The 23,912-nt window shown below is 42.8% G+C and carries 31 protein-coding genes, 4 tRNA genes and 1 pseudogene; 1 reads left to right on the plus strand and 35 read right to left on the minus strand.

The window, feature by feature from the left end:
- The 11 genes from Q8J82_RS00925 to Q8J82_RS00975 all read right to left on the minus strand — a co-directional run.
- Positions 1-140: GTP-binding protein (locus Q8J82_RS00925; RefSeq protein ID WP_304908554.1), on the minus strand; the 140-nt coding region annotated here is incomplete at its 3' end.
- Positions 141-255: 115 nt separating this feature from the next.
- Positions 256-330 (minus strand) — tRNA-Thr (locus tag Q8J82_RS00930).
- Between the two features lie 23 nt (positions 331-353).
- Positions 354-429, minus strand: a tRNA-Gly gene (locus tag Q8J82_RS00935).
- 82 nt (positions 430-511) lie between these two features.
- A tRNA-Tyr gene (locus tag Q8J82_RS00940) sits at positions 512-596 on the minus strand.
- A gap of 72 nt (positions 597-668) precedes the next feature.
- Positions 669-744, minus strand: a tRNA-Thr gene (locus tag Q8J82_RS00945).
- A 46-nt stretch (positions 745-790) separates the two neighbouring features.
- The gene (locus tag Q8J82_RS00950; protein ID WP_304891050.1) at positions 791-1,216 is read right to left on the minus strand and encodes a ClpXP protease specificity-enhancing factor; all 426 of its coding nucleotides are present in this window, start codon (positions 1,214-1,216) and stop codon (positions 791-793) included.
- Positions 1,217-1,243: 27 nt separating this feature from the next.
- A complete protein-coding gene (locus Q8J82_RS00955) occupies positions 1,244-1,843 on the minus strand; it encodes a glutathione S-transferase N-terminal domain-containing protein (protein WP_304891051.1) in 600 nt (199 codons plus the stop codon).
- A gap of 1 nt (position 1,844) precedes the next feature.
- A complete protein-coding gene (locus tag Q8J82_RS00960; protein WP_370653553.1) occupies positions 1,845-2,555 on the minus strand; it encodes a cytochrome c1 in 711 nt (236 codons plus the stop codon).
- A 5-nt stretch (positions 2,556-2,560) separates the two neighbouring features.
- A complete protein-coding gene (locus Q8J82_RS00965; RefSeq protein WP_304908606.1) occupies positions 2,561-3,844 on the minus strand; it encodes a cytochrome bc complex cytochrome b subunit in 1,284 nt (427 codons plus the stop codon).
- A complete protein-coding gene (gene petA / locus Q8J82_RS00970) occupies positions 3,844-4,491 on the minus strand; it encodes a ubiquinol-cytochrome c reductase iron-sulfur subunit (RefSeq protein ID WP_304891988.1) in 648 nt (215 codons plus the stop codon). Before petA ends, Q8J82_RS00965 begins: the two co-directional genes overlap by 1 nt.
- Before the next feature lie 182 nt (positions 4,492-4,673).
- Positions 4,674-5,423, minus strand: a complete 750-nt coding sequence (locus tag Q8J82_RS00975) for a Nif3-like dinuclear metal center hexameric protein (RefSeq protein ID WP_305327597.1) — start codon at positions 5,421-5,423, stop codon at positions 4,674-4,676.
- Between the two features lie 164 nt (positions 5,424-5,587).
- On the opposite strand from Q8J82_RS00975, the gene Q8J82_RS00980 reads away from it, so the two are divergent.
- Positions 5,588-6,772 carry a Do family serine endopeptidase gene (locus tag Q8J82_RS00980; RefSeq protein WP_305327598.1) on the plus strand — a complete coding sequence of 395 codons (1,185 nt, stop codon included), beginning with the start codon at positions 5,588-5,590 and terminating at the stop codon, positions 6,770-6,772.
- An 11-nt stretch (positions 6,773-6,783) separates the two neighbouring features.
- On the opposite strand, the gene tatC is transcribed toward Q8J82_RS00980, so the two are convergent.
- From tatC to Q8J82_RS01100, 24 genes and pseudogenes are all read right to left on the minus strand, one after another.
- Positions 6,784-7,527: a twin-arginine translocase subunit TatC gene (gene tatC, locus Q8J82_RS00985; protein WP_305327599.1), complete on the minus strand. Its 744-nt coding sequence runs from the start codon at positions 7,525-7,527 to the stop codon at positions 6,784-6,786.
- Positions 7,528-7,536: 9 nt separating this feature from the next.
- Entirely contained in the window at positions 7,537-7,875 is a 339-nt protein-coding gene (tatB, locus tag Q8J82_RS00990) for a Sec-independent protein translocase protein TatB (RefSeq protein WP_304891992.1), read from the minus strand.
- Between the two features lie 181 nt (positions 7,876-8,056).
- Positions 8,057-8,272, minus strand: a pseudogene (gene tatA / locus Q8J82_RS13265) (Sec-independent protein translocase subunit TatA); the annotation flags it as partial.
- Positions 8,273-8,295: 23 nt separating this feature from the next.
- Positions 8,296-8,634 (minus strand): histidine triad nucleotide-binding protein, encoded by a 339-nt coding sequence (locus Q8J82_RS01000; RefSeq protein ID WP_304891994.1) that lies wholly within the window; start codon positions 8,632-8,634, stop codon positions 8,296-8,298.
- Complete coding sequence (locus Q8J82_RS01005; RefSeq protein ID WP_304891995.1) at positions 8,634-8,963, minus strand: phosphoribosyl-ATP diphosphatase; 330 nt, start codon at positions 8,961-8,963, stop codon at positions 8,634-8,636. Before Q8J82_RS01005 ends, Q8J82_RS01000 begins: the two co-directional genes overlap by 1 nt.
- A gap of 14 nt (positions 8,964-8,977) precedes the next feature.
- Complete coding sequence (gene hisI, locus Q8J82_RS01010; RefSeq protein ID WP_304891996.1) at positions 8,978-9,370, minus strand: phosphoribosyl-AMP cyclohydrolase; 393 nt, start codon at positions 9,368-9,370, stop codon at positions 8,978-8,980.
- The gene (hisF, locus tag Q8J82_RS01015; RefSeq protein ID WP_304891997.1) at positions 9,367-10,131 is read right to left on the minus strand and encodes an imidazole glycerol phosphate synthase subunit HisF; all 765 of its coding nucleotides are present in this window, start codon (positions 10,129-10,131) and stop codon (positions 9,367-9,369) included. Before hisF ends, hisI begins: the two co-directional genes overlap by 4 nt.
- Complete coding sequence (gene hisA, locus Q8J82_RS01020) at positions 10,121-10,864, minus strand: 1-(5-phosphoribosyl)-5-[(5-phosphoribosylamino)methylideneamino]imidazole-4-carboxamide isomerase (protein ID WP_304891998.1); 744 nt, start codon at positions 10,862-10,864, stop codon at positions 10,121-10,123. Before hisA ends, hisF begins: the two co-directional genes overlap by 11 nt.
- A 93-nt stretch (positions 10,865-10,957) precedes the next feature.
- Positions 10,958-11,632 carry an imidazole glycerol phosphate synthase subunit HisH gene (gene hisH, locus Q8J82_RS01025; RefSeq protein ID WP_304891999.1) on the minus strand — a complete coding sequence of 225 codons (675 nt, stop codon included), beginning with the start codon at positions 11,630-11,632 and terminating at the stop codon, positions 10,958-10,960.
- Between the two features lie 45 nt (positions 11,633-11,677).
- Entirely contained in the window at positions 11,678-12,265 is a 588-nt protein-coding gene (gene hisB, locus Q8J82_RS01030) for an imidazoleglycerol-phosphate dehydratase HisB (protein WP_304892000.1), read from the minus strand.
- Positions 12,266-12,545: 280 nt separating this feature from the next.
- A complete protein-coding gene (hxlA, locus tag Q8J82_RS01035) occupies positions 12,546-13,433 on the minus strand; it encodes a 3-hexulose-6-phosphate synthase (RefSeq protein WP_304892001.1) in 888 nt (295 codons plus the stop codon).
- Positions 13,434-13,667: 234 nt separating this feature from the next.
- Positions 13,668-14,729: a histidinol-phosphate transaminase gene (gene hisC, locus Q8J82_RS01040; protein ID WP_304892002.1), complete on the minus strand. Its 1,062-nt coding sequence runs from the start codon at positions 14,727-14,729 to the stop codon at positions 13,668-13,670.
- Positions 14,730-14,735: 6 nt separating this feature from the next.
- A complete protein-coding gene (hisD, locus tag Q8J82_RS01045; protein ID WP_305327632.1) occupies positions 14,736-16,034 on the minus strand; it encodes a histidinol dehydrogenase in 1,299 nt (432 codons plus the stop codon).
- A gap of 35 nt (positions 16,035-16,069) precedes the next feature.
- Positions 16,070-16,711 (minus strand): ATP phosphoribosyltransferase, encoded by a 642-nt coding sequence (hisG, locus tag Q8J82_RS01050; protein WP_305327600.1) that lies wholly within the window; start codon positions 16,709-16,711, stop codon positions 16,070-16,072.
- Between the two features lie 3 nt (positions 16,712-16,714).
- Positions 16,715-17,977, minus strand: coding sequence for a UDP-N-acetylglucosamine 1-carboxyvinyltransferase (gene murA / locus Q8J82_RS01055; protein WP_304892004.1), 1,263 nt, complete (start codon positions 17,975-17,977; stop codon positions 16,715-16,717).
- Complete coding sequence (grxD, locus tag Q8J82_RS01060; RefSeq protein ID WP_305327601.1) at positions 17,978-18,304, minus strand: Grx4 family monothiol glutaredoxin; 327 nt, start codon at positions 18,302-18,304, stop codon at positions 17,978-17,980.
- Between the two features lie 53 nt (positions 18,305-18,357).
- Positions 18,358-18,600 (minus strand): BolA family protein, encoded by a 243-nt coding sequence (locus Q8J82_RS01065; RefSeq protein WP_305327602.1) that lies wholly within the window; start codon positions 18,598-18,600, stop codon positions 18,358-18,360.
- A gap of 33 nt (positions 18,601-18,633) precedes the next feature.
- On the minus strand, positions 18,634-19,419 hold the full coding sequence (locus tag Q8J82_RS01070; RefSeq protein ID WP_305327603.1) for an ABC transporter permease: 786 nt from the start codon (positions 19,417-19,419) through the stop codon (positions 18,634-18,636).
- A complete protein-coding gene (locus Q8J82_RS01075; RefSeq protein ID WP_305327604.1) occupies positions 19,416-20,336 on the minus strand; it encodes an ABC transporter ATP-binding protein in 921 nt (306 codons plus the stop codon). The genes Q8J82_RS01070 and Q8J82_RS01075 overlap by 4 nt, the downstream gene beginning before the upstream one ends.
- 198 nt (positions 20,337-20,534) lie before the next feature.
- A complete protein-coding gene (locus Q8J82_RS01080; RefSeq protein WP_304908597.1) occupies positions 20,535-20,843 on the minus strand; it encodes a lipid asymmetry maintenance protein MlaB in 309 nt (102 codons plus the stop codon).
- Positions 20,844-20,857: 14 nt separating this feature from the next.
- Entirely contained in the window at positions 20,858-21,481 is a 624-nt protein-coding gene (locus Q8J82_RS01085) for a phospholipid-binding protein MlaC (protein ID WP_304892010.1), read from the minus strand.
- A 77-nt stretch (positions 21,482-21,558) separates the two neighbouring features.
- Positions 21,559-22,101: an outer membrane lipid asymmetry maintenance protein MlaD gene (gene mlaD, locus Q8J82_RS01090; protein WP_305327605.1), complete on the minus strand. Its 543-nt coding sequence runs from the start codon at positions 22,099-22,101 to the stop codon at positions 21,559-21,561.
- A gap of 33 nt (positions 22,102-22,134) precedes the next feature.
- Entirely contained in the window at positions 22,135-22,941 is an 807-nt protein-coding gene (gene mlaE, locus Q8J82_RS01095) for a lipid asymmetry maintenance ABC transporter permease subunit MlaE (protein WP_304892012.1), read from the minus strand.
- Positions 22,942-22,963: 22 nt separating this feature from the next.
- Positions 22,964-23,773, minus strand: coding sequence for an ABC transporter ATP-binding protein (locus Q8J82_RS01100; RefSeq protein ID WP_305327606.1), 810 nt, complete (start codon positions 23,771-23,773; stop codon positions 22,964-22,966).
- Positions 23,774-23,912 lie beyond the last annotated feature (139 nt).

The raw sequence follows: 23,912 nt of genomic DNA on the forward strand, positions 1-23,912 counted from the left end.
TAGGCTTTTGCTTCGCCGCCGAATTTTTTTGACAAGATTGTAGTAATCGCTGCTGTTAGTGTTGTTTTACCATGGTCCACGTGGCCAATCGTACCTACGTTGACGTGCGGCTTGGTCCGCTCAAATTTACCTTTTGCCATTGCTTCAGTCCTTTACAATATTTTATTAACTATAAGTTTTATTAAAATTAATAAAACTTGTTCAAATTTAAAAACCAACTCAAATTAGAGCGGCGCTACATAAAACATCTACTCTTGGTGCCCATGGCGGGAATCGGACCCGCGACCTCTCCCTTACCAAGGGAGTGCTCTACCACTGAGCCACATGGGCGCTTAATTCTGCGTATTCAGTCTTGGAGCGGGCGACGAGACTCGAACTCGCGACATTCAGTTTGGAAAACTGAAGCTCTACCAACTGAGCTACACCCGCGCATCCATCTAAACCAGCGCCAACAGGCTCAAACTATTCCAGCTACTACATCTCTACTGCAATTTACGGTTCAATAAAAACTTGGTGGAGGGGGAAGGATTCGAACCTTCGTACTCTGAGAGAACGGATTTACAGTCCGTCGCCTTTAACCACTCGGCCACCCCTCCAAACCGAACCCGCGATTATGCTGAAAATTTGACTTGCTGTCAAATGTATAAAAGGGCAAATGTTTAAGAATTTGGTGCCGGATGTCGGAATCGAACTGACGACCTTCGCATTACAAGTGCGCTGCTCTACCAACTGAGCTAATCCGGCGTTTATTTGAGTTGCGTATTATACTGATATTTTGAAAAAAGGTAAGCTACTTTACGATAGTTAATGTAGGTTTTTTGCTTTTTGTTGAAGTTTTATCTTCTGAAGTTACATCCTGTCCTGTTAAACCGTCATTTTTACCTGCGGAAGCAAGTGAAGGCTCCTCTATTTCAAAAAACATTCCTTGACCATTTTCACGTGCGAATATGCCCTTTACTGCGTGCATAGGCACATATAGATTTTGCGAAACACCACCAAACCTTGCTGAAAAACTAATGGCTTCATTATCTATCAGCAATTCTTTGGTGGCCGTGTAGTTTATATTCAACACAATTTCACCATTTTTAACGTAAGCCATAGGCACGCGAGTGTGGCTATCTACCGCGACTAACAAATGCGGTGTATAACCACTATCAACGCACCATTCGTGAATGGCTCGCAAAAGATAGGGCTTAGTAGAAGAGAGTTCCGCCATAAAATACTTTTAACTGCACTTCAATATTTACTTGCGCATTGCTTTTTCTGAAGGCGTCATCGCATCAGCGTATAACGGCCTTGAGAATAGTCGCTCAGCATACTTTAATATCGGGGCAGCTTGATTTTGCAAGTCTATCCCATAGTGACCTAAACGCCACAATAGAGGCGTTACTGCAACATCCAGCATTGAGTAATCATCACCAAGCAAGTAATTTTGTTTAGAGAAAATAGGCACTAATTGCGTTAAATTATCACGAATTGTAATGCGTGCTTTATCTGCTTTTTCATCATCACCAGACTCAATATCTTTAATATGATCAAATAGCTCTTTTTCAAAGTTATATAAGAACAATCTAGCCCTGGCGCGCATAACTGGATCAGGCGGCATCAATTGTGGATGAGGAAAACGCTCATCAATATATTCATTGATAATGTTTGCTTCCGATAAAACCAAATCACGCTCCACCAAAACTGGCACTTGGTTGTATGGGTTAATTACCGCCAAATCTTCTGGCTTATTTGCAAGGTCAACATCTATCACCTGAAAATCCATACCTTTTTCAAATAAAACAATCCGGCAACGGTGGCTATAAGGATCAGTTGTCCCTGAGTATAAAGTCATCATATTAGTGTATATCCTTCCAATAGGCTTTCTTGAGCTTGTAAGTAAGTACCAACAACACTCCTAAAAACAGTAATACAAACCAGCCCATACGATTGCGCTGTTGTTTTGCAGGCTCAGACATGTAAGCCATAAAATTGGTTAAATCGCCAACCATAGCATCATATTCGTCCGTTGACATTTTGCCTGGCTTGACTAGCGTTAACTTGTGTGTTTGATGATCTAATGCTTGCTCGCCTTGCAGTTCATACAAAACATGCGGCATTGCCACTTTATCAAACACAAGGTTATTCCAGCCTGACGGGCGTGTATCGTCTCGATAAAAACTACGCATATAGGTATACACCCAGTCAGCGCCACGCGCGCGCACTTCAACTGACAAATCTGGCGGTGCAACGCCAAACCATTTTTTTGCATCATTTTTGTTAATCGTCGCAGTCATTGGGTCGCCCACTTTTTCAGCGGTAAAAAGCAGATTTTCTTTTATTTGCTTTTCTGTCAAACCAATATCTTGCAAACGGTTATAACGCATGTAATTTGCGCTATGGCAGTTTAAGCAATTATTGATAAATGTGCGTGCGCCGCGTTGTAATGATGCGTGATTAGATACATCAATCGGTGCTTTATCTAAATGCACCTCAGTACTAGCAAAACTTAATGTAGGCAACAACAACAATGCGAACACGGCTTTTTTCATTTGAGTTTTTATGTGCATGATCATTATCCTGTCACTCTAGTTGGCACGGGCTTGGTTTTATCTTTTTTGCTGTACCAAGGCATTAAAATAAAGAACAAGAAATAGATGGCACTGAAAATACGCGCAACAACTGTGGCAATATCCGCTTTACCCATCCAGGCACCAAACTGCCCCCATACATCGGCAGGCACTGTGCCTAAATAACCCAGCACCAAAAAGCTCACCACAAATGCCGTTAACCAGCCTTTGTACAGATTACCTTTGTAGCGAATGGATTTTACAGGGCTACGGTCTAACCACGGTAAAAATGCAAACGCAATAACAGACAATCCCATCGCCGCCACACCTGGAAATTGTGAAATACCAATCGGCGGCACAGCTCGCAATATTGAGTAATACGGTGTGAAATACCAAGTAGGTGCAATGTGCGCTGGCGTGACTAACGGATCAGCAGGAACAAAATTATTGGCTTCCAAAAAGTAGCCGCCCATTTCAGGTGCAAAGAAAATAATCGCAGCGAATACGATTAAAAACACCACAACACCCACTAAGTCTTTAACAGAGTAGTAAGGGTGGAATGGAATGCCATCTAAAGGAATGCCTGTAGTTTTATCTTTCACCTTTTTGATTTCAACGCCATCCGGATTGTTAGAACCCACCTCATGCAAGGCAATAATGTGCGCTGCAACCAAACCAATAATCACCAAAGGCAATGCAATGACATGGAATGCAAAAAAACGATTGAGCGTTGCATCTGAAGTTAAATAATCACCACGCAGCCATTCAGCAATATCTGGGCCGATAAACGGCACGGTACCGAATAAGCTGGTAATCACTTGCGCACCCCAGTAAGACATTTGACCCCAAGGCAATAAGTAGCCAAAGAACGCCTCGCCCATCAAAGCCAAGAAAATACCTACGCCAAATAACCAAATAAGCTCGCGCGGATTACGGTATGAGCCGTAAAGCAAACCACGGAACATATGCAGATAAATCACCACAAAAAATAGTGAAGCGCCTGTAGAGTGCATGTAGCGAATGAGCCAGCCCCAAGGCACGTCACGCATAATGTATTCAACAGAGGCGAACGCCATCGCCGCCTCTGGCTTGTAGTGCATGGTTAAAAAGATGCCCGTGACAATTTGCAACACCAGCACCAAGAGCGCCAATGAGCCGAAAAAGTACCAGAAGTTAAAATTCTTAGGTGCATAATATTCCGTAAGATGCGCCTTAACATTACTAGTAAGCGGAAAGCGTGCATCCACCCAACCCAAAAGCGCATCTGCTTTTTTAGTCAAAAAACTCATTATGCAGACTCCTTGTCTTCACCAATTAACAGGGTTGTTTCGGTTAAATATTGGTGCTTAGGTACAACCAAATTAGTGGGTGCCGGCGAGCCTTTATATACGCGCCCAGATAAATCAAATTTAGAGCCGTGACACGCGCAAACAAAACCTCCATCCCAATCCGCAGTGACCGCAAAGTTTTGAGCTGGCGAACAACCCAAATGCGTACAAGTACCCAACATCACCGCGTATTTCGCTTTAATAGCTCGGTCTTTATTTTTGCAATAGTCAGGCTGCTGAGGAATTTCTAAATTTGGGTCAGCCAACTGCGCATCATGGTTGGCAAGCTTAGCAATTTGCTCATCGGTACGATGGATAACCCAAAGAGGCTGCCCACGATACTCTGAAACCATCATATCACCAGGGGCAATTTTACTGACATCCACTTCTACTGGCGCACCAGCAGCTTTTGCACGCTCACTCGGCGTCATGCTTAATACAAATGGCACTGCGGCTGTTGCACAACCTACCGCACCCACAGCGGATGTGGCAATTAAAAATTTTCGCTTTTCAGCATCAATAGAATTTTGCGATGCGATGCGCGATGTATTTGGCGCATGATTGGATAGTGAACTAGCTTGATGCTTGTCATTATGGTTGTCTGACATAGATTCCTCTTAAACTAATTAGAATAAGCTTCACCCTTTTGAGGTTAAACTTCAAATTTAATGCTCTAAAAAAATATACTACTAATTTCAACTGCGCGCATTATACAATTTTCAGAATATAATTTAAAGCTTTATTTTATAACTGATTGATATAAAAGAACTAAACCAAATTTTTAAAATGATTAAACTGGGTTATTTATATCAATAAATTCACATACCAAATTGAATTTTTTTGCCAAATGCTCACCCAATGCTTGCACGCCATAGCGTTCTGTTACGTGATGTCCCGCAGAAATGTATGATACGCCAGACTCTACCGATTGATGCGTGGTCTGCTCTGATATTTCACCACTGATAAACACATCCACACCAAGTTCAATCGCAGTATCCATGTAACCTTGAGCTGCGCCTGTACACCAAGCTACTTTACGCACAATTTGTAATGGATCACCAATAACTAATGGGCTACGCTGAAGAGCAGCCTCTATCTTTGCAGCAAAGTCAGATAGACTAGTAGGTTCAGTTAAAGTGCCATAAGCAATAATATTTGATTCGCCAGTGAACCCCGTAAGCGTAATTCCTAGAATTCGTGCTAACTGTATATTATTACCAAATTCAGGGTGCGCATCTAATGGCAAATGATAGGCCATCAAATTTAAATCATTCTTTAGCAAAAACGCTAGTCGATTACGTTTAATGCCAACGACTCTGGCATCTTCGTTACGCCAAAAATATCCATGATGAACTAAAATCAAGTCTGCATCAGCTTGCTTCGCAGCCTCCAGGAGCGCCATGCTTGCGGTCACGCCAGTTACAATTTTGTGTATCTCCGCCTTACCTTGTACTTGCAAGCCATTTGGACAATAATCTTTGAAGGACTCAACTTGCATGAGTTGTTGGGTATAATGAACTAACTCATTGAGTTTTACCATTTTTTACGACCTTTTTAACATTGCCTTATTGTTTTTTAGCTAGAATAGCCTGATATTACATTGCGACCGCATAATACTCAATAAACACGAACTTACCGCTACACCTTAACACCCATATTTATAATTATCTGTACTTTTCAATCACTTATCTGACAAGCATACTAATGAATAATCAATTACACAAAAAGCTATGGCTCATTTTTGCGCAAACCGTCACGGTGTGCCTGGCCGTAGTTTTTGTTTTGCGAATTTTTTTCCCAGACATGCTGGAAAACATACTTGCTAAAAAGCCATACGCTGTTGCTGTTAAACAAGAATACTCTGGACTAAACATCAAAGAAGTGGCCTCATACAGCCAAGCCGTAAAAAAAGCTATGCCTGCTGTGGTGAACATTTTCACCAGTAAAATAGCCCCCGAAAACCCGCATCAAAAGTATCTAGATGATCCAACATTCCGGCAGTTCTTTGGCGATCAATTTGATGACTCCGACGGTCAACCCCAACCTGAAAACAGCTTGGGGTCAGGCGTAATCGTCAGCGCCCAAGGTTTAATTCTGACTAACAATCATGTCATAGCTTCGGCTGATGAGATTGAAATCGCACTATCGGATGGCCGTAAAATGTCTGCAAAGGTTGTAGGAACAGATCCTGATACCGATTTAGCGCTAATTAAAATTGAGGCGGATCATTTGCCCGCCATTACGTTTGCCAGCTCAGATAAGCTCAATGTAGGCGATGTGGTATTAGCGATTGGCAATCCATTCGGTGTTGGTCAAACCGTGACGCAAGGCATTATCAGTGCGCTTGGTCGCAATCATTTAGGCATCAATACCTTTGAAAACTTCATTCAAACAGATGCATCAATCAACCCTGGCAATTCAGGTGGCGCGCTGATTGATACCGATGGGAATTTAGTGGGGATTAACAGTGCAATATACTCGCGCAGCGGTGGCTCCATGGGGATTGGCTTTGCCATTCCCGCAACACTGGCGCGTCAAGTCATGGATCAAATAGTCTCGCAAGGTAATGTTACTAGGGGCTGGATAGGTATTGAAGCACAAGATATTACGCCTGAACTCGCGGAGTCATTTAGACTTAAAACTGCACAAGGCGCCTTAATTGCTGGAGTCTTACGCGGTAGCCCAGCAGATAAGGCAGGACTACGTCCTGGCGATATTTTATTATCTATAGAAGGCAAACTGATATCTGACACGGGTACCATGTTAAATTTAATTGCTGCACTAGCTCCTAGTCAAAGAGCCACCCTGCAAATTGCACGGGCTGAAGCAACCATGGATGTAGTAGTGATTATTGGGAAACGACCAAAGCCAGCAGAGATAAAAAAATGAAATATATATAGCTAAAGTGCCGGAGGCAGAATTGTCGGTGTCTTTGACGGCTTGGTAAACGTTGCAACAATGATGCCCAGTTCATATAACAACCAGATTGGCACCGCTAACATAAACTGGGAAATGATATCAGGTGGGGTAAATATTGCTCCTATAACGAACGCCCCCACAACAACATAACCGCGCACTTCTTTTAACTGAGCAATGGTGACCCAACCAAAACGTACTCCCATCACCACCGCTATTGGCACTTGAAATGCTAAGCCAAAAGCAAAAAATAGCGTCAGCACAAAATCTAGATAATTACCAATATCGGTCATCACTGCCACGCCTGCTGGCGCGGTCCCCACAATAAAACCAAACACCACAGGAAACACCAAAAAGTATGCAAATGCCATACCTGCAAGGAATAATGAACTACTCGCAACAATCATAGGTATCATGAATTTTTTTTCATGTGCATAAAGCCCGGGCGCTATAAATGCCCATAACTGGTACATTGTGTGTGGTAAAGAAACGATGAATGCAGCCATCATCGCCACTTTCATCGGCACAAAAAAAGGTGTCGTCACGGCCGTTGCAATCATTTGACCGCCAGCAGGTAGCTTACTAAGCAATGGCGCCGCAAGTAAGGCATATATCTTGTTAGCAAATGGGAAAAACGCGATGAAAACGACGACAAAACCTATCACCATGCGTAATAGTCGGTCGCGTAACTCTATTAAATGTGAAATGAAGTTTTCGGTAGGTGTCACTGGGCGCAACTATACTTTGTCAGAAATTTCGTTGTTACTGGTTTTGGCACTTGCTACGTTGCCTGGCTTCACATCAAAATCAAGCAACTCTTGCTCCAATTTATCTGTTTTACGATGAAAATCTGCTTGTGTATTGCTAGCCACATTTTGAATTTCTTGCTGAAGCTGCTGTAATTCCTGAAAGCGCACTTCACGATTCACTTCTTCTTTGACTTGCGCTACATATTTTTGCATTCGGCCAGCGAGCGCACCCAGCGTACGGGCTACTTTAGGCAATTTTTCGGGGCCTATCACTATCAATGCAATGACAGCAATGACAATTAACTCTGAAAAAGAGATATCAAACATGAAGGCTAAAGTTTAAGCAAGAATAATCTTAAAATAATATTTATTTTGCTTTACTTGCTGTTGCGGTCTTCGCGGTTGCGGCCTTTGGTTTTGCTGCGGCTTTGCCCGTGGTCGCTTTTTTAGCAGCTGGCTTAGCTACTGCCACTTTTTTTATGGGGGTAGTTTTTACTGCTGGTACTTCAGTTACTTCTGCTTCAATCAAATTTGAAGTGGTCTCATTTTTGACGGTATTGAGCTCATCGGCATCAGCCATGTTTTTTTCTTCACTCATTGCATCTTTGAAGTTTTTTACGGCTCCACCAACATCACTACCCATATTCCGTAATTTTTTTGTACCAAATACCAGTACAACTATCAGCAACACTATCAACCAATGCCAAATACTAAATGAACCCATGATAAATCTCCTGAAATATAAGCTTAGGTCTTAGGTGTTTTTTCGCCACCACCCAGTACATGAACGTGCAGATGAAACACTTCTTGCCCACCTTCACGCCCAGTATTTATAAGCGTTTTAAAGCCAGCCAAGCCCTGTTCTTTTGCAATTTTTGGCGCTAGTAATAGCATCCTGCCCAACAAGGCTTGATGCTGAGAATCGCAATTTAGTAGGCTTTCAACATGCAGTTTCGGCACAATCAAAAAATGCACCTTAGCTGATGGGTTGATATCATTAAAAACAATGACATCATCATCTTCATAGATTTTTTTTGACGGAATAGCACCACTTACAATTTTGCAAAAAATACAGTCTGAGCTCATTATTCTGCGTTTCCCTCTTGCCTTGATGCTTTCTCTGCCAGCCCAGACAAACCCTCGCGTCTAGACAACTCATCTAATACATCCTGAGGTTTTAGGTCTGCATACGCCAGCATTATAAGGGTATGAAACCATAAATCTGCTGTTTCATAAACCAGGTGCTCTTTATCGCCATTTTTGGCGGCAATAATGGTTTCTGCTGCTTCTTCGCCCACTTTTTTAAGTATGCTATCGATTCCTTTAGCATATAGCTTAGCGACGTAAGAAGTCTGTGGGTCCGCAGTTTTGCGTTGCTCCAACAATGCTGCCAATCGGTTTAAAGTATCATTCATACACGTAATATGGCCTAATAAATATCTTTTGGGTCTTTAATAACAGGCTGATCTACCAACCAATTGCCATTTTCCAGCTTCTTAAAAAAACAATTATGACGGCCTGTATGACAAGCAATACCGCCCACCTGTTCCACTTTAATCAGCACTACATCTTCATCACAATCAAGACGAATTTCATGTACATGCTGAACATGCCCAGACTCTTCACCCTTGCGCCATAATTTATTGCGTGAGCGTGACCAATATACCGCTTGCTTGTTATCGTAAGTCAGTTGCAAAGCTTCACGATTCATCCAAGCAAACATCAGTATGCGCCCAGTATCATATTCTTGCGCTATGACCGGCACTAAACCGTTTGTATCCCAGCTTACTTCATCTAGCCATGACTTATTTAATAATGTCATAGCCTTACTTCTATGCCATGTTGTGCCATGTATTCTTTAGCTTGTTTAACAGTATATTCCCCATAATGAAAAATACTGGCCGCAAGCACTGCATCTGCACCACCTATCGTTACACCATCTACCAAATGCTGCAGATTTCCCACGCCACCAGATGCGATAATCGGCACATCAACGGCATTTGAAATGGCTTTATTTAGCGGATTATTAAAGCCTATTTTTGTGCCGTCTCTATCCATACTTGTTACCAACAATTCCCCAGCACCTAGTTTGGCCATATACTCCGCCCACTTTACTGCGTCCAGACCCGTGGCCTTACGCCCGCCATGGGTGAACACTTCCCACTCAAAAGGTTGATTCTCAACTTTTTTGGCATCTATTGCGACCACGATACATTGTGAGCCAAATCGACCAGCCGCATCAGCAACCATCTGCGGGTTTAATACTGCGGTCGTGTTGATACTCACTTTATCCGCACCTGCATTCAATAATCGACGCACGTCTTCAACTTCACGCACCCCGCCACCAACCGTTAAAGGTATGAATACTTGCGAAGCCACTTGTTCGATAATATGCAGAATTAAACCTCTGTTATCAGAGCTAGCCGTAATATCTAAAAAGGTAAGTTCATCAGCGCCCTGATCATCATAACGTTTGGCGATTTCTACCGGGTCTCCAGCGTCTCTCAACTCAAGAAAATTGATGCCTTTTACTACACGCCCATCAGTCACATCAAGGCAAGGAATAATACGTTTAGCGAGCACTTAATTCATCCGCAAGTTTTTGCGCCGCGGCAAAATCCAGCGCCCCCTCATAAATGGCACGGCCTGTAATGGTGCCGATAATACCTTCACTAGCCACTGCGCAAAGTTTACGCACATCATCTAAATTAGTAACACCGCCAGAAGCAATGACCGGGATTGTTAATGCCTGCGCCAACGCAACCGTCGCCTCAATATTTACACCACTTAGCATGCCATCACGGCCAATATCAGTATAAACAATAGAGCTTACACCATAACCTTCAAATTTCTTGGCTAAATCAATCACGTCATGTCCCGTGAGTTTAGACCAGCCATCAACGGCTACTTTGCCATCTTTAGCATCTAAACCCACGATAATCTGACCAGGGAATGCATCGCAAGCTTCATGTAAAAATCCTGGATTCTTTACGGCTGCTGTACCAATGATCACATAGTCAATGCCGTTATCTAAGTAACGTTCAATCGTCTCAAGGTCGCGAATTCCACCACCCAACTGGATAGGGATTTCACCACCTACCGCGCGTACAATCGATTTAATAGCAGCCTCATTCACAGGTTTACCTGCAAAAGCGCCATTTAAATCCACCAAATGCAAGCGCTTGCCTCCACTATCCACCCAGTGACGAGCCATCGCCCCAGGATCCTCAGAAAATACAGTAGACTCCTCCATTAAGCCTTGTTTTAGTCTGACACAGTGGCCGTCTTTAAGATCAATTGCTGGGATTATTAACATAGTGATTTAAGGTATATGAGTTTGATAAAGTTAAAATTAAGTGATTAAAAATTGAATATAGTGCTAAGTAAATACCTTCAGACCTTTACTTAATCAAGGTAACCAGTTTACGAAATTACTTAACATTTGCAAGCCGGCATTCGCACTTTTTTCTGGATGAAACTGCACAGCAAACAAATTATCCAAGGCAATCGCCCCTGTAAAGCGATTGGGGTACTCACTATACCCTGAAATAATGCACTCATCTTCAGGCTGTACGTAGTAACTATGCACATAGTAAAAACGTGCACCATTTTCAATATTTTTCCATAAGGCATGCGACTGCAGTTGACTGGAGTCAGCTGAGCTATGCCAAGTTTGATACACTTGATTCCACCCCATGTGCGGCACTTTAAGCTTTTCACCGTTAGCGCCATGCATTTCAGCCGCCGCAAAGCGCTTCACATTGCCCTTTAACAAACCCAAGCCGACAGCATCGCCTTCTTCAGAATGTTCAAACAGCATTTGCAAGCCTATACAAATACCTAAAAATGGCTTATTGCCTGCCGCATGCATCACCGATTCACGAAGGCCGCGTGCATCTAATTCACGCATACAATCTGGCATTGCACCTTGACCAGGAAACACCACACGCTCAGCATTTTCTATATCTTTTGGATTGCTTGTTACAACCACATTTTTTTCTGGTGCCACATGCTCTAGCGCTTTAGACACTGAGCGCAAGTTACCCATGCCGTAATCAACCACTGCTATATCTATTTTTTTCATACTACAATCTTCATTGAGTTACAGCTATATGGCCGCAAGTTCAACTTATAAGCTTCCTTTTGTAGATGGCATGATGCCTTCCATGCGTGAGTCCAGCTCAACCGCCATACGCAGGGCGCGGCCAAATGCCTTGAAAATCGTTTCTGCTTGATGGTGGGCGTTGTGACCTTTTAGATTATCAATATGCAATGTGACATTAGCGTGGTTTACAAAACCTTGAAAAAACTCATGCACTAAATCGACATCAAACTCACCGATAGCGGCACGCGTGAAAACACATCCAAACTGTAACCCAGGACGACCAGAAATATCCAATACCACACGAGATAGCGCTTCATCCAACGGCACATAAGCATGCCCATAACGACGTATACCTTTTTTATCTCCCACCGCCTTAGCAAAAGCCCGGCCTAATGTAATACCAATATCTTCAACGGTATGATGGGCGTCTATGTGTAAATCACCTTTGGCGTTGACGCTTATATCCATCATGCCATGGCGGGCAATTTGATCAAGCATGTGATCCAAAAAACCTAACCCTGTATTAAATTGAGAGACTCCTGTGCCATCCAAATTAATGGCGACAGAAATTTGTGTTTCCAGGGTGTTTCTTACTACTTCAGCAGCGCGCATATTGATTCACTTAAGAAAGTGCGTATTAATTGACGAACAATATTTTAACCTAAACTCGATGCACTTGGGATTTTTGAGCACATTAAGCAGGCAACATTACAAATATAAAACCGAATCTTAAAACTTTACAATTAAACTTATTCTAAAAAGAACAAAGCCTAGCAAGATGTATACATTATCTTTACTAGGCTTTGAATTTATCAGCTTGCGCTAATTAATCACTTGCTCTCAAACTACTCGGCAATATTTAACCAAGCAATATTAGGAAACAATCAAATAATTATTCTGCAGCAGCTTCTGTTTTTGCAGCTTCAACAGCTGTAGAAACTGCATCACCAGCAGCTTCAACGGCAGCAGCAGCTTCTGCAGCAGCCGCTTCAGTTGCCTCAACAGCAGGAGCAGAAATTTCTGCAGCTGCATCAGTAGTTTGTTCAACAGCTTCTTTTTTGCCACCGAATAAAGTAAACAACAATACTAAAACTACAGCACCAATAATCCATGGTAAGAATTTTTTAGCGCCTCCAGCACTAGCAGCACCACCGTGTGCAATTGCTGTGATTTCAGCAGCAGCGGCAGCAGGATCAGCAGCACCGTAAATAGCAGCACCAGCTACAATGATTGTAGCGCCCGCATCTTTAACTTGTTGTGTTGTTGCAGCCTTAACACCGCCAGCAACAGAAATATCAACACCTAAACCTAAACTTGCTACCATGTTTAAGTCATTAAATGGTGTTTGACCAGCAGCTTGTTGATCTAAACCAGTATGAACGCCAATGATGTGTGCACCTAATTTAGCCACTTCAATAGTACGTGCTTTTTTATCAGCAACGTTAATCAAGTCAACTTGTGCTTTTTTGCCGTATTTATTAGCAACATCAATTACACCTTTGATAGTACCGATATCAGCAGTACCAAGAACTGTACAAATATCTGCACCCGCTTTGTAGAATGGTTCAGCTTCATAGAAACCAGCATCCATTGTTTTTAAGTCAACTAAAATTTTGTTGTTAGGAAACTTAGCGCGTAAAACTTCTAGCAATTTTATACCATTGTGCTTAATGCACGGTGTACCGATTTCCAGAATATCTACGTGCGGAGCAACTTTGGTTGCTAAGGCGACGGTACCGTCGAAATCAAGTGAATCTAAAGCCATTTGGGTTTGAGCCATGCTACATCCTCCAAAAAAAATAAATCAACATGTGATTTATTTAGATTAAAAATACGAATTAAATTAATTTTTATATTGTGTCGAAAACACACATTTCGCGATAATAACACGCACTTAATACGAAATTAAAAAATATTTTTGCTTATTCTTGATGTTTTCATCATATTTAAGCGATTTAATCACTAAAATACTGTCATTTAATGAAAAAGAGCCATTTCTTTAGATTCATACACGTCATACAAGCAGCTCGGCAAGTGACTCTATAAGTGCTTTTGACTGACTTTCCGTGCCAATTGTAATGCGCAAATATGGGGCTATACGTGCAGGCGCTTTAAAATGACGGACGATAATGTTTTTCTGACGGAGCATTGCAGTAAGCTCTGCACCATCTTTGTTTTTATGCTTAGCAAAAATAAAGTTAGCGCCCGATGGCAGTACATCGAAACCTAAGTTTGTTAACTCTTTAATCAGCGATTCCCGTGTAGCGACCACTTTGCTACACGTTTCTTCGAAATACGCGACATCTTGCATGGCAGCAATGGCACCAGCTGAGGCAAAACGGTCTATAGGGTATGAGTTAAAGCTATCTTTAACCCGAATCAATGCTTCGATTAATTCAGGAGACCCTAAGGCATAGCCAACACGTAAACCTGCTAGTGAGCGAGCTTTAGATAAAGTTTGTGTAACCAATAGGTTTGAGTAGCGATTAATCAAACCAACCGCTGATTCTGTACCAAAATCCACATAGGCTTCATCAATCACCACGACTGATTGCGTGTTTGATTTCAATAACTTTTCAATTTTCACCAATGCCAACGGGATACCTGTCGGTGCATTGGGGTTTGGGAAGATGATTCCACCATTAGGCTGATCATAATCATCAACATTGATTGTAAAGTCATCCGCTAACGGTATTGCTTGATATTCAATGTCATACAAGCCGCAATATACCGGATAAAAACTATAGGTAATATCTGGGAACAGCAAGGGCCTGCTATGTTTTAACAGCGCTTGAAATACATGCGCCAATACTTCATCCGAGCCGTTTCCGACAAATACCTGGTTTGCATTTAAGTTGTGCGCTTTAGCAATTGCAGCTTTAAGCGCATCTGAATTAGGATCTGGGTACAAACGAAGCGACTCGGCCGCTTCAAGCTTTAACGCTTCAATCACCTTAGGGCTAGGGCCATAAGGGTTTTCATTAGTATTCAACTTAACTAAATTATCCAGTTTTGGCTGCTCACCAGGAACATAAGGCGTAAGCCTATGAACCACATCACTCCAGAATTTACTCATGTTGAATTAGCTTTTCAACCTATACTCAGCAGATCTGGCGTGGGCTTGCAAGCCCTCACCATAAGCTAAAGTCGCGGCTACCTTACCTAGCGTTTGCGCACCTTCTGACGACACCATAATCAAGCTTGATCGTTTTTGAAAATCATAGACCCCTAAAGGCGATGAGAAACGCGCAGTGCGAGAGGTTGGCAGCACGTGGTTTGGTCCTGCACAGTAATCACCAAGCGCCTCACAGGTGTTGCGTCCCATAAAAATGGCGCCTGCATGTTTGATTGTTTTACTGAACGCCAATGGCTCGTCCATTGATAATTCCAAATGTTCAGGCGCAATGTAGTTACAAATTTCTGCTGCTTCAGCTAAATCACGCACTTGAATCAACGCTCCACGGTCAGTCAGTGACGTTCTGATAATGTCTTTGCGTGGCATTTCTTCTACCAACTTCAGTATGCTTGCACTGACTTTATCCAAAAAGTCCGCATCAGGGCTTAATAAAATTGCTTGTGCCAATTCGTCATGTTCCGCTTGGCTGAACAAATCCATCGCCACCCAGTCCGGGTTGGTTTTACCATCGCATATCACTAAAATCTCAGATGGTCCTGCCACCATATCAATGCCGACCACGCCAAACACACGGCGTTTAGCGGCGGCTACATAAGCATTACCTGGCCCGACCACTTTATCTACTTGCGGCACGGTTTGCGTGCCATATGCCAGCGCGCCCACCGCTTGCGCGCCGCCTATGCAAAATACGCGGTCTACGCCACACACCGCCGCTGCCGCCAGCACCAACTGATTCTTTTCGCCATTTGGCGTAGGAACGACCATAATGAGCTCTTTAACGCCAGCCACTTTGGCTGGGATAGCATTCATTAGAACAGATGACGGATAAGCCGCCTTGCCGCCTGGCACATATAAACCTACGCGATCTAATGAAGTGACTTGCTGGCCAAGTAAGGTACCGTCAGCCTCGGTATAACTCCAAGACGACATTAGTTGCTTCTCGTGATAGATGCGCACACGGTCAGCAGCAACTTGCAAAGCTTCTCGCTGGGCTACGGGCAACCCATTTAAAGCTGCTATTAGCTCTTCTTTGCTAATTTCAAGCTCTGCCAAATGAGTTGCGTGAGTTTTATCAAATCGATTGGTATATTCCAACACGGCAGCATCACCGCGCTTTTTAACATCTTTAAGTATGCCTGCCACAACCTCATCGATGCTGTCATCTTGTGCAGTTTCAAAAGCAAGTAATGCTTTTAGTTTGCCATCAAAATCTATGTCGGTGGTAGCAAAACATCTAATCTTCACACTCATATACTTAAACCTAATTTAATTAAATTAATTTATTTAGATGCAATGGCGCTTAAAAAAGCATCCATAATCGGCTGAATTTTTTCTCGATTGAGCTTAAGCGAAGCTTGATTCACGACCAATCGTGAGCTAATGTCGCCTACTTCCTCCACAGCTTTGAGGTTATTAGCACGCAAAGTTCCTCCTGTGCTCACCAAATCGACAATCACATCAGCTAACCCCACCAATGGGCCTAACTCCATTGAGCCATACAGTTTGATTAAATCCACATGCATACCTTTAGCGGCAAAGTGTTCGCGTGCGGTTTTGACATATTTAGTGACTACTTTTAAGCGCGCACCGCTACGAATTGAGGCGAAGTAATCAAAGTCTTCACGTACGGCTACCATCATTTTGCATTTAGCGATTTGCAGGTCAATTGGCTGATACAAGCCTTCACCGCCATGTTCGTCTAACACATCCTTGCCTGCAATACCTAAATCAGCAGCACCATATTGCACATAAGTAGGCACATCACTGGCGCGGACAATAATCAAACGCACATCATCCCGATTCGTCGCTAATATCAATTTACGTGAAGACTCGGGATCCTCAAGCGCTTTAATGCCTGCCGCAGCTAACAACGGCGTAGTTTCTTCAAAGATGCGACCTTTTGAGAGTGCAATGGTAATCATTTTTTAAACTCTTTTTACATTTGCACCAAGTGCGTTAAGTTTTGCTTCCAAGTGCTCATAACCACGGTCCAGATGGTAGATTCGTTCAATAACCGTTTCTCCACGAGCAACTAAACCAGCCAATACAAGACTGGCCGATGCGCGTAAATCCGTTGCCATGACCGTTGCTCCATCTAAGAACTCAACACCTTTCACTAATGCAGTATTGCCATCAATACTAATATCAGCGCCCATGCGCTGCATTTCCTGCACATGCATAAACCGGTTTTCAAAAATCGTTTCGGTTACTTTTGCAACGCCTTCGGCTACTGTGTTGAGCGCCATAAACTGGGCTTGCATATCTGTTGGGAAAGCTGGGTGTGGTGCTGTACGAATATTCACCGCTTTAAGCTTTCCGTCACTTTTTACGGTAATGCTATTTTCATCGCTCGTTACCGTCGCGCCTGCTTCGCGTAGCTTTTCAATGACTGCGTCAAGCAAATCTGCACGAGCATTGAGCAACTTGACCTCGCCGCCAGTCATCGCCGCCGCTACCATATAGGTACCTGCTTCGATGCGATCACATACTACGTTATGTGTTGTGCCATTAAGTTTATCCACACCGACAATCGTAATGACATCAGTGCCAGCACCCTTGATTTTTGCGCCCATTTTAATGAGCATCTCTGCTAAATCGACCACTTCTGGTTCTTTTGCTGCATTTTCCAACACCGTCGTGCCTTCAGCCAAGGCTGCCGCCATCATCAAGTTTTCGGTACCAGTAACCGTTACCAAATCCATATAGAAACGCGCACCCTGCAAGCGCCGATTTGGCAAGTGTAAGGTGCTGGCCTGAATATAGCCATGTGTGATATGTATCGCTGCGCCCATGGCTTGCAGACCTTTGATGTGCAAATCAACGGGGCGTGAACCAATAGCACAACCACCTGGCAATGATACGCGAGCATTACCGAAACGCGCCAATAACGGGCCTAATACTAAAATGGACGCACGCATGGTTTTAACCATTTCATAGGTTGCTTCAAAAGAAGCAACCTCGCTTGCATCCAAACTTACCTCACTGCCGTTGCGCGAAATTTTCACGCCCATCATATCGAGCAGTTTAAGTGTGGTATCAATGTCTTTTAGTGCGGCAATGCCACTTAGCTTCAAGGGCGTTTCAGCCAAAATTGACGCGCACAAAATTGGTAATGCGGCGTTTTTTGCGCCAGAAATGGTGACTTCACCATGCAGGCGGTTGCCGCCTTGTATAATTAACTTGTCCAATTACTTAGCTACGCTTTGATTTATAGAGCCCAACATAGTCTGAAGTTCGCCGCTTTCGTACATCGCACGCATAATATCTGACCCACCAACGAATTCACCGTTGATATATAACTGCGGAATCGTTGGCCAGTTTGCATACACCTTAATGCCTTCACGCACATCTTGGTCAGCCAGCACGTCTACTGCCACATATTTTGCATGACAGGCATCTAAAATTTGTGTCGCCAAGTTAGAAAAGCCGCATTGCGGAAACTTGGGGCTGCCTTTCATGTAAAGCACAACTGGGTTGGTCGTGACGGTTTCTTTAATTTTCAACTGCGCATCCATTTACTTCTCCATTGCTTAATATTTAGCTTAAATTTATTTGCCGATTGTGCAGCCTAAGACTTATTATTCCATTGTTCTGGCGTGTAGGTTTTCATCGATAATGCATGAATTTCTGAACGCATTCTATCGCCCAAAGCCGAGTACACCAACTGATGCTGTTGCACCATAGATTTACCAATAAAAGCTGCGCTCACAATAACCGCTTCAAAATGTGTTCCATCATCACCTAATACTTTGATATGCTCACAGCTTAAATGTTGGGTAATATAGTTTTCTAACTGTTGCGCGCTTAACACTCTTCTCTCACCTTTTAACCTGATACTCTTAATTTATGCTCTGAGCTTGTAGCCTGATTTTAACATTTTTAGTGTAATCAGTGCTAACACTAAGAAAGATGCACCAACAATAGACAAACTAAGCAGCGGCGACACATCGCCTTTGCCGAAAAATCCATATCTAAATCCATCAATCATGTAAAAAAACGGGTTGAGATGCGATAGCTTTTGCCAAAAAGGCGGTAAGGAATGTATCGAATAAAACACACCTGATAGAAAGGACAAAGGCATGATGATGAAGTTCTGGAATGCAGCCATTTGATCGAACCGATCTGCCCATATTCCCGCAATAATGCCAAACGTACCCAGCAAAGCACTTCCCAGCAAAGCAAAAGCCAATATCAACCAAAAATTGGTAATATGAATATCAACAAACCACATGGCCACTAAATAAATACATAAACCAACCACAAGACCACGAATAATCGCCGCAAACAAAAATGCAATAAAAAACTGGAAATGCGTGAGTGGCGTTAATAATACAAATACGAGGTTGCCCATTACTTTTGACTGTATCAGGCTTGAAGAACTATTGGCAAACGCATTCTGTAGTACCGACATCATAATAAGACCCGGCACTAAGAAAGCAGTGTAGGGAACGCCGTCGTACACATGCACATGGCCTTCCAGCGCATGTGAAAAAATCAGCAAATATAACAAAGCCGTAATGACTGGCGCGGCAACCGTTTGAAAAGCAACTCGCCAAAAACGTAGCAGCTCTTTTTTTAAGAGCGTCCAAGGGCCTCTTAAATTACTCATTAAACTTGTTTGCTTGCTCATATCGATACACTTGCAGATGATTTACCTACTAATGACATAAATACATCTTCCAAATCTGCTTCATTCAACTGCATATCAATGACCTTAATATTAGCTGAACGCAGTGAGGACAGCACAAATTCAATTTGCGCCATATCATCTAAGGCAAATGTAAATACCCCCCGCTCTTGGGTACGAAGCAATGCTTGTATGCCAGGCGGAAGCGACACGTCACCGAGCGTTAAACGCAATTGCTTACCTGCAAATTTATTCAGCAAATTAGCAGTGCTATCTAAGGCAACGATTTCACCTTGCTTCATCATGCCCACACGGCTGCATAAGGCTTCCGCCTCTTCTAAATAATGCGTAGTCAGGATAATCGTGTGCCCATCTCGATTTAATTTCTTAATAAACTCCCAAAGCATTTGCCGCAACTCGACATCCACACCAGCTGTGGGCTCATCCAGCACAATCACAGGCGGCTTATGCGCTAAAGCTTGAGCAATCAATGCACGACGTTTCATGCCGCCAGAGAGCTTGCGCATATTGGTCTGCGCTTTGTCTGTCAGCCCTAACCCCTCTAGAACTTCATCCACCCAAGCATCGTTTTCAGGCCCGCGCCCAAAATAACCCGCCTGAAATCGCAACATTTCACGTACATTAAAAAATGGGTCAAACACCAATTCTTGCGGCACAACGCCTAATAATTGACGTGCTTGTTGATATTGATTAACCACATCAAAACCCATGACAGAGATATTTCCTGCATCGGCTTTGATTAAGCCTGCAAGAATACTGATTAAGGTCGATTTACCTGCCCCATTAGGCCCGAGTAGCGCAAAAAACTCACCTTGCTCTATGGTTAGATCAATCCCTTTTAGCGCATGCAGGCCACCAAAACTTTTATGTATTCCGTTAATTTTAATTGCGTGGTTCATTATTTTTTTGGGGATTGGGAAATACACTTTTAATTTACAATTACTTCAATTTAAACGAAAGACGGCTTGTTCATGAACAAGCCGTTATGATTTACTGCTATATGACGGTGCTTTTAAAAAATACAATAGGCTGGGTAAATGAAGCTATATCTAAGTGCTAATGCATACTCGTAAATTCAGCATGCAATCTCACCAGAACTAATGTGAGCCCAATGGAATAAAAGCCTCTATGCCATAAAGCGTCGCCAAACTAGTAAGATTAACAGGCAGATTTGCAAATTTGAGTTTGCATTCCGATGCAGTTGCGCGGCGCTGCCATTCCAAAATTAAACTAAGCGCTGCAGTATCAACGTTGGTCACATCAGCAAAATCAATCTCAACTTCATCATCCATAGAGAATGCGTCACTTTGATTTAATAGCAAATTCGCGTTATCCATCAACACATCGCCTGAAACGTGCCACTTATCAGCCAACTGGACAATATTAGGCAAGATAATGTCAGCCATTGCTTTAGTACCGATTACTTAATACTTGCAGATTTGTTTTTATCTGCAAGTTTTGTGTTCAGGCTATCTAAACCATTTTGGCGAATTTCATTGCTAAATTGACTACGATAGTTTGTTACCAAGCTAACGCTTTCAATAATAATATCGTAGACCTTCCAGCCATTCTCACCTTTAACCAAACTGTAATCAACCTGAACAGGCTGACCGCCTTTTTGCAATATTTGCGTTTTAACATTCACGTTTTTTGCGTCTGGCTCAAAACGCATCGGCTTATATTCAATTACTTGGTCTTGGTATTTGCTTAGTGCGTTGGAATAAGTACGCAACAATAAGCTGCGGAATTCTTTCTGAAAACTTGCTTGCTGTTCAGGTGTTGCAGCTTTCCAGTTTTTTCCAAGCACCATCCGACAAACACGATCAAAATCAAAATTCGGCAAGATTTTCTCTTCAACAACCGCATACAATTTTTGTTGATTGCCAGATTGAATATCCTTGTCGTTTTTGATGATAGTTAACACATCATCAGCCGTTTGCTTAACCAGCGCATCAGGCGCAATTTGTGCGTTAGCCACACCAACTGCGGCAAATAACATTGCAAATAAACTGGCACCTGCAAAAAACTTTATTACCGATTTCATTTAAATCCTTTTTTTGATTCTGTTTTGATATTTAACTGTAGCTTTATGTATTTAGAATTAAGCACATAGCCAACTACTTAGAACGGCGCATCGCCCAATTCGGTTGACTTAGCATCTGAGGTCGCTTTAGCAGTAGACCCTTGTGCACCACCATTCGTTTCAGAAGCTTTGCTAAATAAAAAAGTGCTAATCATTTTTTCGAGCACAATTGCGTCTTGCGTTTTGTGAATTTTATCACCATTTTTCAAATTCACTACAGGCTCATCTGCGCCACCACCCTCAATGCCTAAGTACTGCTCACCCAGCAAGCCTGCCGTATAAATATTCGCCTCAACATCGCTTGGAAAAGCATAACGCTTATCAATATTTATCGTCACAACTGCCAAGTAATTCTTACTGTCAAAGGCAATACTACCTACGCGACCCACTACAACTCCAGCACTTTTCACAGGCGCATTAGGTTTGAGACTACCTACATTTTCAAATGCGGCGGTTACACTGAATGTTTCACCAAGCTTACTTGATGTTAGGTTTCCAACCTTCATGGCAAGTCCTAACAAGGCAGCCATACCCAGCGCCACAAAAACCCCTACCCATAAATCTATTTTCGTTCTATCCACTTATATCCCCCTCAATTTACCAGTCTTTATGCCTTATATCACTATCATGAAAGACGTTAAAACAAAATCTAAAGCCAATACGGTCAGCGATGAAATGACTACTGTGCGCGTTGTCGCACGGCTCACTCCCTCGGCAGTCGGTGGTGCGTCATAGCCTTCAAATAAAGCGATCATGGTACAAGCCACGCCAAACACCAAGCTTTTAATCACCCCATTGACGATATCCAACCTGAAGTCTACGTTCGCCTGCATCTGTGACCAAAAGGCACCATCATCTACACCTATCAGGGGCACAGCAACCAAATAGCCTCCCAAAATACCCACCATAGAAAACAAGGCGGCTAAAATTGGCATTGATATCACGCCAGCCCAGAAACGTGGTGCAATCACGCGCGCAATTGGGTTTACTGCCATCATCTCCATGGCAGATAGCTGTTCAGTTGTTTTCATTAAACCAATTTCAGCAGTAATAGCCGTTCCCGCCCGCCCTGCGAATAACAATGCTGTCACTACTGGACCCAGCTCACGTACTAGCGAAAGTGCTACCAATACGCCGATTGCCTCAGATGAACCATATTTTTGCAAGGTGTTATATCCTTGCAAAGCCAGCACCATACCAACAAAAAATGCCGAAACAATTACAATCAATAGTGACATCACACCCGTAAAGTAAATTTCTCGCAATGTCAGGTGAAACCGCTTAAAACTTTCACCTGAATAAATAATCGTCAAGAAAAATAGTCTGGCACCCGCACCTAAGCGCCAAATACGCTCTATCATTCGATGGCCAATGCCAGTTAATATTCGCGTAATGCCAATGAGTAGATTTGATTTAATCATTTGTTCTGATTTTGCTGACTTTTTAACGAACTGATGCTTGGTTAAGCAGCTCAGTCTGATAGTTGGCAGCGGGATAATGGAATGGCACAGGGCCGTCTTTTTCGCCATGTACAAACTGATGCACAAATGGCAGCGTAGATTGCATTAAATCATCTGGTGTTCCTTCTGCGGCAACAACGCCATCAGCCACAAAATAAACGTAATCTGCTATCAAAAAGGTTTCCTTAACATCGTGCGAAACAATGATGGATGTCGCACCAAGTGCATCATTCAGGCTACGGATTAATTCACAAACCACACCCATTGAAATAGGGTCCAAGCCTGCAAAAGGCTCATCGTACATGATAATAGCCGGGTCTAGCGCAATTGCGCGCGCCAAAGCCACGCGCCTAGCCATACCACCTGAAAGTTCAGTTGGCATCAAGGCATGGGCACCGCGCAAACCCACTGCATTTAATTTCATCAACACCAAATCTCTAATCATAGAGGCTGGCAAATCGGTCAACTCACGCATAGGAAACGCAACATTATCAAACACGCTTAAATCAGTAAACAAAGCCCCGTGTTGAAACAACATACCCATTTGACGGCGCAGCTTGAAAATACCATCTCGATCTTGCTTGTGCACAATCTCACCACCAACACGCACTTCGCCTTTAGTTGGTTTAATCTGCCCGCCAATTAAACGCAACAAAGTAGTTTTACCACTGCCGCTACCACCCATAATCGCCACGACTTTTCCGCGTGGAAACACCATATTGATGCCTTTATGCAGCAACCGACCTTTGTAACCAAAGGAAAGATTATCAATTTGTACGATATTATTGGTCATGTATAGCTTAAGATTGTACTTCTATTTTTGTTTGATTTTTTTCAATTCATCATTCTAAAACAATTTAGCTTCTAAGCAAGCAGTTAAATTACTATCGCTCTTTGTGAAATCTGAAATTTCTGGCGATAAAAAAGCCCCG

Origin of the sequence: Methylotenera sp. (assembly GCF_030684185.1) — a bacterium.
In the GTDB taxonomy this organism is placed as follows: Bacteria; Pseudomonadota; Gammaproteobacteria; order Burkholderiales; family Methylophilaceae; genus Methylotenera.

Coding starts and splice junctions, on each gene's coding strand:
- Q8J82_RS00950 (WP_304891050.1), bottom strand. CDS start 1,216: ATGGCGGAACTCTCTTCTACTAAGCCCTATCTTTTGCGAGCCATTCAC.
- Q8J82_RS00955 (WP_304891051.1), bottom strand. CDS start 1,843: ATGATGACTTTATACTCAGGGACAACTGATCCTTATAGCCACCGTTGC.
- Q8J82_RS00960 (WP_370653553.1), bottom strand. CDS start 2,555: ATGCACATAAAAACTCAAATGAAAAAAGCCGTGTTCGCATTGTTGTTG.
- Q8J82_RS00965 (WP_304908606.1), bottom strand. CDS start 3,844: ATGAGTTTTTTGACTAAAAAAGCAGATGCGCTTTTGGGTTGGGTGGAT.
- petA (WP_304891988.1), bottom strand. CDS start 4,491: ATGTCAGACAACCATAATGACAAGCATCAAGCTAGTTCACTATCCAAT.
- Q8J82_RS00975 (WP_305327597.1), bottom strand. CDS start 5,423: ATGGTAAAACTCAATGAGTTAGTTCATTATACCCAACAACTCATGCAA.
- Q8J82_RS00980 (WP_305327598.1), top strand. CDS start 5,588: ATGAATAATCAATTACACAAAAAGCTATGGCTCATTTTTGCGCAAACC.
- tatB (WP_304891992.1), bottom strand. CDS start 7,875: ATGTTTGATATCTCTTTTTCAGAGTTAATTGTCATTGCTGTCATTGCA.
- Q8J82_RS01000 (WP_304891994.1), bottom strand. CDS start 8,634: ATGAGCTCAGACTGTATTTTTTGCAAAATTGTAAGTGGTGCTATTCCG.
- Q8J82_RS01005 (WP_304891995.1), bottom strand. CDS start 8,963: ATGAATGATACTTTAAACCGATTGGCAGCATTGTTGGAGCAACGCAAA.
- hisI (WP_304891996.1), bottom strand. CDS start 9,370: ATGACATTATTAAATAAGTCATGGCTAGATGAAGTAAGCTGGGATACA.
- hisA (WP_304891998.1), bottom strand. CDS start 10,864: ATGTTAATAATCCCAGCAATTGATCTTAAAGACGGCCACTGTGTCAGA.
- hisH (WP_304891999.1), bottom strand. CDS start 11,632: ATGAAAAAAATAGATATAGCAGTGGTTGATTACGGCATGGGTAACTTG.
- hisB (WP_304892000.1), bottom strand. CDS start 12,265: ATGCGCGCTGCTGAAGTAGTAAGAAACACCCTGGAAACACAAATTTCT.
- hxlA (WP_304892001.1), bottom strand. CDS start 13,433: ATGGCTCAAACCCAAATGGCTTTAGATTCACTTGATTTCGACGGTACC.
- hisC (WP_304892002.1), bottom strand. CDS start 14,729: ATGAGTAAATTCTGGAGTGATGTGGTTCATAGGCTTACGCCTTATGTT.
- hisG (WP_305327600.1), bottom strand. CDS start 16,711: ATGATTACCATTGCACTCTCAAAAGGTCGCATCTTTGAAGAAACTACG.
- grxD (WP_305327601.1), bottom strand. CDS start 18,304: ATGGATGCGCAGTTGAAAATTAAAGAAACCGTCACGACCAACCCAGTT.
- Q8J82_RS01070 (WP_305327603.1), bottom strand. CDS start 19,419: ATGAGCAAGCAAACAAGTTTAATGAGTAATTTAAGAGGCCCTTGGACG.
- Q8J82_RS01075 (WP_305327604.1), bottom strand. CDS start 20,336: ATGAACCACGCAATTAAAATTAACGGAATACATAAAAGTTTTGGTGGC.
- Q8J82_RS01080 (WP_304908597.1), bottom strand. CDS start 20,843: ATGGCTGACATTATCTTGCCTAATATTGTCCAGTTGGCTGATAAGTGG.
- Q8J82_RS01085 (WP_304892010.1), bottom strand. CDS start 21,481: ATGAAATCGGTAATAAAGTTTTTTGCAGGTGCCAGTTTATTTGCAATG.
- mlaE (WP_304892012.1), bottom strand. CDS start 22,941: ATGATTAAATCAAATCTACTCATTGGCATTACGCGAATATTAACTGGC.
- Q8J82_RS01100 (WP_305327606.1), bottom strand. CDS start 23,773: ATGACCAATAATATCGTACAAATTGATAATCTTTCCTTTGGTTACAAA.